This window comes from Gibbsiella dentisursi, assembly GCF_039539505.1.
In the GTDB taxonomy this organism is placed as follows: Bacteria; Pseudomonadota; Gammaproteobacteria; order Enterobacterales; family Enterobacteriaceae; genus Gibbsiella; species Gibbsiella quercinecans.
The window spans coordinates 88,009-100,737 of sequence record NZ_BAABDG010000007.1; the positions used below are offsets into that span (position 1 = coordinate 88,009).

14 protein-coding genes and 1 tRNA gene are annotated in these 12,729 nt (G+C 54.5%); 10 read left to right on the top strand and 5 right to left on the bottom strand.

The genetic code is table 11. The features are described from left to right. The first annotated feature begins 189 nt into the window (after positions 1-189). The 3 genes from ABFX35_RS14700 (at position 190) to ABFX35_RS14710 (ending at position 1,338) form a co-directional block, all read left to right on the top strand. Positions 190-528, top strand: coding sequence for a hypothetical protein (locus ABFX35_RS14700; RefSeq protein WP_346081937.1), 339 nt, complete (start codon positions 190-192; stop codon positions 526-528). A gap of 20 nt (positions 529-548) precedes the next feature. Beyond that, positions 549-773 (top strand): DUF2594 family protein, encoded by a 225-nt coding sequence (locus tag ABFX35_RS14705; protein ID WP_095848119.1) that lies wholly within the window; start codon positions 549-551, stop codon positions 771-773. A 223-nt stretch (positions 774-996) separates the two neighbouring features. Further along, entirely contained in the window at positions 997-1,338 is a 342-nt protein-coding gene (locus ABFX35_RS14710) for a GlpM family protein (RefSeq protein ID WP_095848118.1), read from the top strand. A 416-nt stretch (positions 1,339-1,754) separates the two neighbouring features. On the opposite strand, the gene ABFX35_RS14715 is transcribed toward ABFX35_RS14710, so the two are convergent. The 3 genes from ABFX35_RS14715 to ABFX35_RS14725 form a co-directional block, all read right to left on the bottom strand. Then, positions 1,755-2,195, bottom strand: a complete 441-nt coding sequence (locus ABFX35_RS14715) for a hypothetical protein (protein WP_428832210.1) — start codon at positions 2,193-2,195, stop codon at positions 1,755-1,757. A gap of 409 nt (positions 2,196-2,604) precedes the next feature. Further along, the gene (locus tag ABFX35_RS14720) at positions 2,605-3,033 is read right to left on the bottom strand and encodes a universal stress protein (protein ID WP_279028247.1); all 429 of its coding nucleotides are present in this window, start codon (positions 3,031-3,033) and stop codon (positions 2,605-2,607) included. 452 nt (positions 3,034-3,485) lie between these two features. After that, a tRNA-Lys gene (locus ABFX35_RS14725) sits at positions 3,486-3,561 on the bottom strand. Between the two features lie 347 nt (positions 3,562-3,908). On the opposite strand from ABFX35_RS14725, the gene cycA reads away from it, so the two are divergent. After that, entirely contained in the window at positions 3,909-5,309 is a 1,401-nt protein-coding gene (gene cycA, locus ABFX35_RS14730) for a D-serine/D-alanine/glycine transporter (RefSeq protein WP_279028250.1), read from the top strand. 73 nt (positions 5,310-5,382) lie between these two features. Here the strand turns inward: cycA and rutR are convergent, their stop codons facing one another. Further along, entirely contained in the window at positions 5,383-6,033 is a 651-nt protein-coding gene (gene rutR, locus ABFX35_RS14735; protein WP_279028253.1) for an HTH-type transcriptional regulator RutR, read from the bottom strand. A 332-nt stretch (positions 6,034-6,365) separates the two neighbouring features. Between rutR and rutA the strand changes: the two genes are divergently transcribed. From rutA to rutG, 6 genes are all read left to right on the top strand, one after another. Continuing rightward, complete coding sequence (rutA, locus tag ABFX35_RS14740; protein WP_279028255.1) at positions 6,366-7,457, top strand: pyrimidine utilization protein A; 1,092 nt, start codon at positions 6,366-6,368, stop codon at positions 7,455-7,457. Continuing rightward, complete coding sequence (gene rutB, locus ABFX35_RS14745; protein WP_346081942.1) at positions 7,457-8,203, top strand: pyrimidine utilization protein B; 747 nt, start codon at positions 7,457-7,459, stop codon at positions 8,201-8,203. The genes rutA and rutB overlap by 1 nt, the downstream gene beginning before the upstream one ends. A gap of 38 nt (positions 8,204-8,241) precedes the next feature. Next, positions 8,242-8,628 (top strand): pyrimidine utilization protein C, encoded by a 387-nt coding sequence (gene rutC, locus ABFX35_RS14750; RefSeq protein WP_095848112.1) that lies wholly within the window; start codon positions 8,242-8,244, stop codon positions 8,626-8,628. 10 nt (positions 8,629-8,638) lie between these two features. After that, positions 8,639-9,466, top strand: a complete 828-nt coding sequence (gene rutD / locus ABFX35_RS14755) for a pyrimidine utilization protein D (protein ID WP_279029595.1) — start codon at positions 8,639-8,641, stop codon at positions 9,464-9,466. Positions 9,467-9,483: 17 nt separating this feature from the next. Continuing rightward, positions 9,484-10,011, top strand: coding sequence for an NADH-dependent FMN reductase RutF (gene rutF, locus ABFX35_RS14760; RefSeq protein WP_279029597.1), 528 nt, complete (start codon positions 9,484-9,486; stop codon positions 10,009-10,011). Between the two features lie 393 nt (positions 10,012-10,404). Next, on the top strand, positions 10,405-11,724 hold the full coding sequence (gene rutG / locus ABFX35_RS14765; protein WP_346081945.1) for a pyrimidine utilization transport protein G: 1,320 nt from the start codon (positions 10,405-10,407) through the stop codon (positions 11,722-11,724). Positions 11,725-11,756: 32 nt separating this feature from the next. On the opposite strand, the gene ABFX35_RS14770 is transcribed toward rutG, so the two are convergent. Further along, entirely contained in the window at positions 11,757-12,674 is a 918-nt protein-coding gene (locus tag ABFX35_RS14770) for a DMT family transporter (protein ID WP_428832197.1), read from the bottom strand. Positions 12,675-12,729: the final 55 nt, after the last annotated feature.

Here is a 12,729-nt window from a genome sequence, read left to right on the forward strand (position 1 = left end):
TAATTTTTAATTTTTTTGCCCTATCAAGTTAGCTATCGGTATGCCGCGGGCAAAAAATCGCCATATCAATTAACCCAATCGGCTTATCGATGCCCTTCGTACATCCACTCATCGTTTAAAACTATGCCTAAAAAGCATAGCAAGTATGGCTTACTGATATTAACATCATACAAAAAATTTGGTAAGTAAATGATTTTTGCGGGTACTCCACCGGTGAGCGGTGCCCTCGTCGCCGCATTATTACTTCCCTATCCGGCAACGGCGCAGAGGATCCTCACTGGATTAATAATTAATATCCGGCAAAAGAATAATTCATATATCAAACCATTAGTACCCTTGCGTAATAACTACAAAGATTTCCAGCAACAATTATTTTTCAAAAAATCAATGACCAGCCAATTATGGCTAATTACTGACCACGGCATGGCGCCGGTGGCGCAGCGCCCCTGTTCCCCTCAAACAGCTATGCTATACTTCATGCCAAACCGGGCACGCTGGCACAGCCGAACATTGGTGCCCCACAGTTGAAGGAAAAATCAGGAGAAAGTATGAGTAACGTTGATTTCACTACATCAGCCGATCCAGAAGCCCTGGCTGCCGAAGTCGCATGCCTGAAAGCCACGCTGACCTTAATCCTGAAGTCGATTGGCCAGGCCGATGCGGGGAAGGTTATTGTTAATCTGGAGCGCTTCATCACGCAGCTTGAAGATCCTGCACAGGCGGAAATATTCAAAAACAGCGTACTGCAAATCAAACACGCCTACCGCCAGTAGTCCCCTCCCTGGCCTGCCAACGCGCAGGCCTGTTTTATCCCCTTCAGACTTCAAGTTGCAGGTGTATTGGCTTGGTTACTCGGCTCAAAGGGGCCCGTGCCAGCGCTGTTCAAAAACGCTTTTGCGTTTTTGCCCGCAACTTGAATTCTTTTGGGGCTACCCTAATAGATTGATCTCTTATAACGTTTCAGGCAGTGTATTTTTTATTTAGCCGTGAGCCATTATGGGTATTGTTATTAAAGCGCTGATTGGCGCACTGGTTGTCGTTCTGATTGGGCTGCTGTCCAAAACCCGCAATTACTACATTGCCGGCCTGGTGCCGCTCTTCCCTACGTTTGCATTGATTGCGCACTACATCGTCGGCAGCGAACGCTCTGTCGAAGCGTTGCGAACCACCATCGTGTTCGGCATCTGGGCGGTACTGCCTTATCTGGTCTATCTGATCTCGTTGTACTTCTTCATTACCAGTATGCGTTTGCCACTGGCTCTGGGTGCCGCGGTGGGATGCTGGGTTGTAGCAGCCTGGTTGCTGATAACGGCCTGGGGCCTATGGCAGGGGCGTTAATCAAATCGGCCCTTGGCCGGGCCGCTTAGCGCAACCAACATACGTACCACATAAAATATCCGCACCATATATCAGTGCCGCCTATCATTAGCATCACGAGATAATCACTATTGTTTACCATTAATAGCGACCCTGCCACAGCACCGATAACATGCCTTATTTTCGCGGTATGGTATTGTTCACTACCCGTTTAATCTTTTGTCGCTACACGTGGCCCAGAGTAATAGCCAGATAAGATGAAAGGGCTTTTGAACGGATCATCCCGGCCAAAACCAAAGCACACAATAAGCCACGGAAAATCACCGGTTGGCACATCAACTATGCCGCTATCGTAAATAACAAGAAGAGATGACGGCGGTCACCCTAAAGAGTAGGAAAAAAACCAATGTTAGGTACTACATTCAATAAGACTTTCACTATTTATTCAGTTTCACCATCCCTTTTTCCAAATCATCCCGGAACATGCCGCCGACATAATCCAACCCCATTTTGGTAACGTAAACGCGTGGGTAACCGGATTCCGACTGTGTCACTATCATATAGCCAGCACAGGTCATTTCTGGGGTTGGGGTATTCATCCGCGTTAGCAGGCCACGCCCCCTGCACCACTGGTAAAACCGGGTGCGGCCGTACCCCAGGGCGCCACCGACTTCAGAGAGGCTCTTTATTTCATTATGATTCAGATGCAACGATAATGTTGCATTACAATCATTGTCTGCAACACCAAGTTTTCTTTTCAATGCCAGCTCCATGCAAAAACCAGAAATTAACATGAGAATTATCCGAACTTGTAATTTAGAAAAATTACAAGATAATTGCAATCTATTATCAACAATTTTATTATCGTTAAGCAGCATTTTCACGCTCACCTGGATTGTGTTGGCACCTCATCAACTGTTGCGAAAAAAAGCAAACTGTATATTTTCCCCACAGAAACGCCGTCAATAGCGATTATAGTTCGCAGTATCAAGAGAGAACGGCAACATAATAAATAACAGGGTCGGCATTAATTAATGCTCGCACTTCAGACCGCTTATTTATTGTGAGGAAATAAACGCATATAAATTCCCAATATTTATTAAGCCATTATATTATTTTTATGCGAAAATTCTTAACCAACACTTCACAAATTAAATGACTAATAATATGGCAGGAAACTATGCGGCAACCTCTGTAAACGGCATATGCCAGTTGGGGAAAGCCGTGGGGGCAGAACGGAAAGCGCGGCGAAGGTAACAGGCCCGCGCCGCTTTGCGGGCCAGGGGTTTAGCGGATGACCATTACCGAGGTCTTGGCATGGCGCACAATAGCTGCAGCATTAGAGCCAAGCAGATAGGTTTTTACATTTGGCCGGCGTGAGCCAATCACGATCAGATCGGCCTCGATTTCTTCTGCCAACTCAATCACCTCATCGCGCGGTGAGCCAAAGCTGATGGTATAGGACAGCCGATCCAACGGCAGATCAATTTCCGATATGATCTTTTTCAATTTGTCGGCGGCTTTCACTTCCGCCTGGTTTTCAAACTCCTTGATGCCAAAAGAATACGCGGTAACAAACGCCGACGCATCCGGCAGCACGTGACAGAAATGCACCTTTGCATTCGACAGCTTAGCCAGATACTCCACATGCTTTAGGGCATGCTCGGTCAAAAAGTCCTCTTCTATATCTACCGGCACTAAAATGGTCTTGTACATAATCAATCCCTTCTATGACAACAGCGATGAGTATAGATTACTGCCGCAGGCTGATGCCGTGAACCGCTTTGTGCCGCTTTTTGTGATCGGGATTAAACTGCAGTGCAATTAAAACGCCGCAGAAACACCTGGGGAGAAACTGAGCGCCTGATGGCGTTATCCTGTTGGCAAGCAAACACCAGGCTGGCACAGTAAAGTGTGGAAATGCAGCGATCAGTCACATTAATGACTTGAGACATACTAGGGCAAACGCAGCCGCAGCCATGGCGAAACCCGCCGCTTTCTCCGCCGGATGGGCATAAAAAAAGAGGCATCAAAGATGCCTCTTTTTTTGCTTAACCTATTGATTAAGCCTGTCTGCAAAACCGGCAAAATCACTGCCGATTTACCCACCTGCGGCGCACCAATAACGTGGCCACACGAGGAACAGCACCTAAGTGCTTGTTTCAAAATGGTGGGTCGTATAGGGCTCGAACCTATGACCAATTGATTAAGAGTCAACTGCTCTACCAACTGAGCTAACGACCCGTTGGCGTGGATTATTCGCTTCTGGGCGGCCGGTGTCAAATACTTTTATTCATTAGTTTTTCTCATGCGATTTTTTTAACCGCTAATTTAATCAACGAGATACTGATCACAAAGGCTGTTCATTTGCTATGGCGAGGAGTAATCTTCCGGCCCCAAGACGTCCGATTGGCCACAACCGTGTAATCATTAATCAATGTGACGAAAATCATATCGTTAAATTAATGTTACACAAGGCTGGCGTTATTGCACTACCTTACTAAAGCCGGAAACACCGGATTAAATGCATTAAAATAGCCGTTTTAGAGCTTATTATTTCACTCATGACAGGTAATACAGGACATCATCAGATGGTAGATCAATCTAAAATAACCACCGATGCAGCCACCGCATCAGAAGATAATCTCCGAAGGAACCTATCTAACCGGCATATTCAACTGATCGCTATCGGCGGCGCCATCGGGACTGGGTTGTTTATGGGATCGGGCAAGACCATCAGCCTTGCCGGGCCATCCATCATTTTCGTATATATGATCATCGGCTTTATGCTGTTCTTTGTGATGCGGGCGATGGGCGAGATTTTACTTTCCAACCTGCAATACAAATCCTTCAGCGATTTTGCCGCCGACCTGCTCGGCCCCTGGGCCGGCTTCTTCACCGGCTGGACCTATTGGTTCTGCTGGGTTGTCACCGGCATTGCCGACGTCGTGGCGATCACAGCCTATGCCCAGTTCTGGTTCCCGGAGCTTTCGCAATGGCTCGCTTCGCTGCTGTGCGTGCTGTTGCTGCTTGGCCTTAACCTGGCGACGGTGAAAATGTTCGGTGAGATGGAATTCTGGTTTGCCATGATCAAAATCGTGGCCATCATCGCACTGATCGTCGCCGGCCTGGTGATGATCGCCATGCATTTTCAATCGCCTACCGGCACTACCGCCTCGTTCTCGCACCTGTGGGATAACGGCGGCATGTTCCCGAAAGGGATCAGCGGCTTCTTCGCCGGCTTCCAGATTGCGGTGTTTGCGTTCGTCGGTATTGAGCTGGTCGGCACCACGGCAGCTGAAACCAAGGATCCAGAGAACGTGCTGCCGCGCGCGATTAACTCGATCCCGGTACGCATCATCATGTTCTATGTGTTCTCGCTGATTATCATCATGTCAGTGACGCCATGGAGCTCCGTCGTTGCCGATAAGAGCCCGTTTGTCGAACTGTTCGTCTTAATCGGCCTGCCTGCTGCCGCCAGCGTGATCAATTTCGTGGTGCTGACCTCCGCGGCCTCTTCGGCCAACAGCGGCGTGTTCTCCACCAGCCGCATGCTGTACGGCCTGGCGCAGGAAGGCGATGCGCCAAAATCTTTCGCCAATCTGTCTAAACGCGCCGTGCCAGCCAACGGCCTGACCTTCTCCTGCATCTGTCTGCTGGGTGGCGTGGTGCTGATTTACCTGATCCCCAATGTCGTGACGGTGTTTACGCTGGTCACCACGGTATCGGCCATTCTGTTTATGTTCGTGTGGAGCATTATCCTGTGCTCTTACCTGGTTTATCGTAAGAAACGGCCACAGCTGCACCAGAAATCGCGCTATAAAATGCCGGCGGGTAAACTGATGTGCTGGGTTTGCCTCGCGTTCTTTGCGTTCGTGCTGTGCCTGCTGACGCTGCAGAATGATACCCGTCAGGCGCTGATGGTTACTCCGCTGTGGTTTGTCATCCTGGGCGTGGGTTATCTGCTGGTTCGCAACAAAAAAGCGGCCTAAGCCCCAGCGCTTTATAAAAAAACCCGGCAACTGCCGGGTTTTTTCTTACCTCATCCTTTGCAGGAACGCGTTGTTACTTCCCCTGATGGCGCGGCATGATGCCGTTGATGATCACCTGCTGCACATTCTCAACCGTCTGCTGGAAAAAATCATCGTCCTGCAAGCTCTTTCCTGTCACCGCCTCGACCTGCACCCAAAAATCCGCGTAATGCTGCGTGGTGGCCCACAGCATGAAAATCAGGTGATGCGGCTCCACCGGCGCCAGGTGCCCCTGTGCGACCCAACGCTCAATCATGGCGGATTTCTCATCCACCAGGGTTTTCAATCCGCCTTTCAGTTGCTCCTTAAGCAACGGCGCCCCCTGGATCATTTCCAGGCAGAACAGGCGCGATGCCTGCGGATGATGGCGTGAGACCTCCAGCTTCAGCCGGATATATTCACGGATCGCCTGCAGCGGCTCTTGATCGGGGCGCAGCGCTTTCAACGGCGCTAACCACACATCAAGGATGCCTGTGAGCACGGCAACGTACAGATCTTCTTTGGACGGGAAATAGTACAGCAGGTTGGTTTTGGAAACGTCCGCCCGCTCCGCCACCTGATCAAGACTGGTGCCATGAATACCGTACAGGGAAAAAAATTCCAGTGCGGCATCCATAATAGTACTGCGTTTGGCGGCTACCGCGCGCGAGCGGCGCGTCGCCGGCTTTACCGATTGTTGCTTCACAGCATCTCCTTGGCGCAACCGTGATTTTCATCAGCATAACAAAGCCGATCGGCGAAACCCACGCTTTTACCCTCCTCCGCCGGGTATGCAGATGCACCGTTTATGGGCAATCGCGCCTATTTTTTGTGCAGATAATTTTTACCAAATGGTCTGTTTTAGACCATTCACTCAATTATTGACCTAGATCAAATTAACAGCCATTTGATTCCACTCGCTTTTCTAAAACTGGCATCGCCTTTGCAATAGCGAAACCAGCGCCGCGCAATTCGGAACCCGCAGGAAGCACTCAAGCAGCGCCTGAATCGTCCCATTTGCAGACCCGAGGTGTTCAAATGAAAATTGGTGTATTCATCCCGATCGGCAACAATGGCTGGCTGATTTCCAGTAACGCGCCACAGTACAAACCCACGTTTGAACTGAATAAAACCATCGTACAGAAGGCGGAGCACTACAACTTCGACTTCGCGCTCTCCATGATCAAACTGCGCGGTTTCGGCGGTAAAACCGAATTTTGGGACCATAACCTGGAGTCATTCACTTTGATGGCCGGGCTGGCCGCCGTAACCTCACGCATTAAAATTTATGCCACCGCGGCGACGCTAACCATGCCGCCGGCCATCGTGGCACGCATGGCATCCACCATCGATTCCATTTCAAATGGGCGCTTTGGCCTGAATGTGGTGACCGGCTGGCAAAAGCCCGAGTATGAGCAGATGGGCATGTGGCCCGGCGATGACTACTTCGGCCGCCGCTACGACTATCTGGCCGAATATGTCCACGTGCTGCGCGATCTGTGGGGCACCGGCAAGTCAGACTTCAAGGGCGAATTCTTCCAGATGAACGACTGCCGCGTTAGCCCGCAGCCACAATCCGGCATCAAAGTGATCTGCGCCGGGCAAAGCGACGCCGGCATGGCGTTCTCGGCTAAATACGCCGACTACAACTTCTGTTTTGGCAAAGGCATCAACACCCCTACCGCCTTTGCGCCTACCGCCGCACGCCTGAAAAAGGCCGCGGATGCCGAAGGCCGCAACGTGGCCTGCTACGTGCTGTTTATGATTATCGCCGATGAAACAGACGAAGCGGCGCGCGCCAAATGGGAAAGCTACAAGGCCGGCGCCGATACCGAAGCGCTGGCCTGGCTGACCGAGCAAAGCGGTAAAGACACCACCTCCGGCGCCGACACCAACGTTCGCCAAATGGCCGATCCCACCTCTGCCGTGAATATCAATATGGGCACGCTGGTGGGTTCTTACGCCAACGTTGCGCGCATGATGGATGAAATCGCCACCGTTCCCGGCACCGAAGGCGTGCTGTTGACCTTCGACGACTTTATCAAAGGGGTCGAGGACTTTGGCGAACGCATCCAACCGCTGATGAAAAGCCGCGCCGATATCGTTTCCCCCAACCGCGAGGTCGCCTGATGAAAGTTGTTGAAAATCATACCGTGGTGCGCCGCCAAGTGCCGGAAACGGAGAAAACCGTTACCCTGCCGGCGCGCCCGGAGGCGATTGCCTTCGCGCCGCAGGAAACCGCGCTGATCGTCGTTGACATGCAAAATGCCTACGCCTCGCAGGGCGGCTATCTCGATCTGGCCGGGTTTGATGTCTCGGCCACCGCCCCGGTGATCGCCAATATCAAACGCGCCATCGCCGCCGCCCGCGCCGCCGGCATCAAAGTGATCTTTTTCCAGAACGGCTGGGATAAACACTATGTGGAGGCAGGCGGCCAGGGTTCGCCCAATTGGCACAAGTCCAACGCCCTAAAAACCATGCGTAAGCGTCCTGAACTGATGGGCAAACTGCTGGCCAAGGGCGACTGGGATTACGATCTGGTGGATGAACTACAGCCGCTGCCCGGCGACATCGTCATCCCCAAACCGCGCTACAGCGGCTTCTTCAATACCCAGCTCGACAGCCTGCTGCGCTCCTACGGCATTCACCACCTGGTGTTCACCGGCATCGCTACCAACGTCTGCGTGGAATCCACGCTGCGAGACGGCTTTTTCCTTGAGTATTTCGGCGTGGTGTTGGAAGACGCCACCCACCAGGCCGGCCCGGAGTTTGCCCAGCAGGCGGCGCTCTACAACATCGAGACATTCTTTGGTTGGGTATCAGACGTAGACAGTTTTTGCCAGACCGTTGCAGCACCGCTCAGCCGTACGGCGTGACGGCTGCCTTTCAATCGACTTTTATTAAGGAAATCACTATGCCAAAAACCATCATCACCCCTGCAGGCACCGGCAAACCACTGGCGCCTTTCGTTCCCGGCACTCTGGCCGACGGCGTGCTGTATGTCTCCGGCACATTGGCTTTCGATAAAGACAATAACGTGGTGCATGTGGGCGATGCCGCGGCGCAAACCCGCCACGTGCTGGAAACCATTAAAAGCGTGGTGGAAGCCGCCGGGGGCACGATGGATGACGTCACCTTCAATTCAATCTTTCTTACCGACTGGCAAAACTATGCGGCGATCAACCAGGTATACGCCGAATTCTTCCCCGGCGACAAACCGGCGCGTTACTGCATCCAGTGCGGGCTGGTAAAACCGGACGCACTGATCGAAATCGCCAGCATCGCCCATATCGGCCGTTAAAGGAGAGACGATGTATTTTGAGATCCTGGGGAAAGATACCCCGCTGGCGCAAACGGTGGTGCTTTCCGCCGGCCTGGGCGGCAGCGGTAGCTTCTGGCAGCCGCAGCTCGCCGCGCTCGGCGAGCATTTCCGGGTGATCATTTACGATCATCAGGGCACCGGGCGCAGCCAGGGCACCGTGCCGGAAGGTTACAGCATCGCCGACATGGCGGAAGAAGTGGCGCAGTTGCTGCACGCGATCGGTATCGAAAGCTATTATTTCGTCGGCCACGCGTTAGGCGGCATGATCGGCCTGCAACTGGCGCTCGCCTATCCACAGCGGGTGGCGAAACTGGTGGTGGTAAACGGCTGGCCGGCGCTGGACAGCCAAACCCTGCGCTGTTTTAACGTCCGGCAGGATCTGCTGCTTAACTGCGGCGTGGCCGCCTACGTGCGCGCCCAGCCGCTGTTCCTGTTCCCGGCCGACTGGCTTTCCGCGCATGAGCAACAGTTGGCCGCAGAGCAAGCGCATCAGACCGCGCATTTCCAGGGAACGGAAACCCTGCTGCGCCGCCTGCACGCGCTGATGGCCGTGGATTTCCGCCCGCACCTGGCCAGTATCACCACGCCGACCCTGGCGCTGTGTTCCCGCGACGATCTCCTGGTGCCCTATCACTGCTCGCACCAGTTGGCGGAAGAGTTGCCCCAGGGGGAGTTGGCGCAGATGCCCTATGGTGGCCACGCCATGAGCGTAACCGACAGCGAAAACTTCAACCAGATTCTGCTGGGCTGGCTGCTGAAGACACATATGCAGCCCTTGCCACAGCAACCCGCACAGCGGCCCGAACAGGTACGGTAAGCAACAGGAGAAGCACAATGCAGTCAACGGCCCTTTTCACTACGGCGGCGCTGCCGCCCTGTGTGGAAAAACAGGATTTTCGCGATGCCATGGCGCGCCTTGGCTCAGCGGTCAATATCATAACCACCGACGGCCCGGCGGGGCGCGCCGGGTTTACCGCATCGGCCGTTTGTAGCGTGACGGATACGCCGCCAACGCTGCTGGTGTGCCTGAACCGTTCGGCCTCGGTGTATTCCGTGTTCCAGCAAAACCAACGGCTGTGCGTCAATACGCTGGCGGCGGAACATCAGTCGCTGTCCAACCTGTTTGGCGGCAAAACGCCGATGGAGATGCGTTTTTCAGCCGCACGTTGGGCAACCCTGGCGACCGGCTCGCCGATCCTGCTCGGCGCGTTGGTTTCTTTCGATTGCCAAATAACCCAAACGGTCAGCGTCGGCACCCACGACGTGCTGTTCTGCCAGGTCGTTGATGTGGTGCGCAATGACGAAGGGCATGGGCTGGCCTATTTCGATCGCCGTTATCACGCGCTGAAGGCTCCGGTTTAATGCCCCTCACCCCAGCCCTCTCCCCATGGGAGAGGGAGTGGTGCGGTGATAAGGATAACAGACGAGGTTTCATGCCGCCCCTCACCCCAGCCCTCTCCCATGGGGAGAGGGAGTGGTGCGGCGATAAGAGTAACAGACGGAGTTTCATTCCGCCCCTCACCCCAGCCCTCTCCCATGGGGAGAGGGAGTGGTGCGGCGATAAGAGTAACAGACGGAGTTTCATACCGCCCCTCACCCCAGCCCTCTCCCGTGGGGAGAGGGAGTGGTGCGGCGATAAGGGTAACAAATGGAGTTTCATACTGGCACGATACTCCCCCTCTCCCTGTGGGAGAGGGTTGGGGTGAGGGGCAGTCAAACCGCATTTCATGCAAACCACACACTCTGGAGATGACAATGGCGAATACCTGGTTCCCCACATGGCGTATCAAGCAAGGTAATCTCGATGGCACGGTGGTCGCACCTGACGAACGGCTGCCGCTCGGCCCCACGCTGGTTATGGGCCTGCAGCATGCCGTTGCGATGTTCGGCGCTACGGTACTAATGCCGTTGCTGATGGGCTTCGATGCTAACCTGGCCATCCTGATGTCGGGTATCGGCACCCTGCTGTTCTTTCTGATCGTCGGTGGCCGGGTGCCCAGCTATTTGGGCTCCAGCGCGGCGTTTGTCGGGCTGGTGATCGCCCTTACCGGCTACAGCGGCCAGGGTGCCAACCCCAATATCGCACTGGCGTTGGGCGGTATTATCGCCTGTGGCCTGCTCTATACCGTGATTGGCTTTATCGTCATGAGCGTTGGAACGCGCTGGATTGAGCGCCTGATGCCGCCGGTCGTCACTGGCGCAGTGGTGATGGCGATTGGCCTTAACCTGGCGCCAATCGCCGTGCGCAGCGTCTCCGCGTCGAGCTTTGACAGTTGGATGGCGGTCGTCACCATCCTGTGCATTGGTTCAGTGGCGGTTTTTACCCGCGGATTGGTGCAGCGGCTGCTGATTTTGGTTGGGCTGATCGTCGCCTACCTGCTGTATGTCGTCGTTACTAATGGCCTGGGGATTGGTAAACCCATTGATTACAGTGCGCTAAGTCAGGCGGCCTGGTTTGGCCTGCCGACCTTTACCGCACCAGCATTTGACGCCCACGCCATGCTGTTGCTGGCCCCTGTCGCCGTGATTTTAGTGGCGGAGAACCTTGGCCATGTTAAAGCCGTCGCCGGGATGACAGGGCAAAATCTGGATCCCTACATCGGCCGGGCGTTCGTGGGCGACGGGTTGGCGACCATGCTGTCCGGCTCGGTCGGCGGCACCGGCGTCACCACCTATGCGGAAAATATCGGCGTAATGGCGGTCACCAAAATCTATTCCACGCTGGTTTTCATCGCCGCTGCGGCCGTGGCTATCGTGCTCGGTTTCTCGCCCAAATTCGGCGCATTGATCCACACCATCCCCGGCCCGGTGCTGGGCGGTGCTTCCGTGGTGGTTTTCGGGCTGATCGCCGTTGCGGGCGCCCGCATCTGGGTGCAAAACAAGGTGGATTTAAGCGATAACGGCAACCTGATTATGGTGGCAGTCACGCTGGTGCTGGGCGCTGGCGACTTTGCGCTGAGCATCGGCGGGTTCACCATGGGTGGGATCGGTACCGCGACCTTCGGCGCCATTCTGCTCAATGCGCTGTTGCGCAACCGCAAAATATTGCCGTTGGCCGATAGTTCAACACGTTAAAAGTGGGGCCAGGGCGTGCGCTTGCCGCCGCCCTACTCCGCCACAATCGCCTTTTTGGCCTTGCGGCGCAAGCGCAGTTCGCTGACGATCACCCCCAGCACAATCAACGCGCCGCCCAGCAGCGCCACGCCCGGCAGGCGTTCACCCGCAATGCGGCCGACGATCCCCGCCCATACCGGTTCGCCGGCATAAATCACCGTGGCCCGCGTTGGCGAAACGCTGCGCTGCGCCCAGTTCATGGTCAACTGAATAAGCGCAGTGGCGATGCCCAAGCCCACCGAGCTATACAGCAGATAGTTGGAATATGCCGGTAGGCGCTCACCGGCGGGAGCCATCACCAAGAATGACAGCAACGACGCGGTGGCCAGTTGCACAATGGTGACCCGCCTGATGTTAACCTTGCCGGCAAAGGCGCCGATCAGGATAATTTCCGCCGCCACCGCCAGCGCACTGACCAAGGTGGCTATTTCGCCAAAGCTCAGCGTGATGGAAGATCCATCTGGCCCGGCCAACAAGATTAGCCCGGTAAACGCCAGCAAGATCCCCAGCCAAGCCATAATGCCGGGGAAGCGCCCGAGCACCAGCCACTGCAACAGCGGGACGATAGGCACGTACATCGCCGTCATAAAGGCCGACTGGCTGCTGCTGATGGTTTGCAAGCCCACGCTTTGCAGGCCGTAGCCGCACATGATGGCAATGCCGATAAACACGCCGGCCCGCAGCTCATACCACGTCAGCCCACGTAGCGCCTTTAACGAGAACAAAAGCAACGCCAGCGCCGCGGCGCCGAAGCGCAGACCGACAAAAAAGAAGGGGCCGCTCACCAGCATGGCATGCTGGACCACCAGAAAAGTCCCGCCCCAGATCATCGTAATGAAGATCAGTATCGCTTCTTGGGGGCGGATAGTCAGAAACAGGTTTGGAATAGAGGATTTTTTTACCACTGCCACAGTATTGCCCTTCATACAGAGTGCAATATAATGCACAACCGTTGCCAGTATGGGG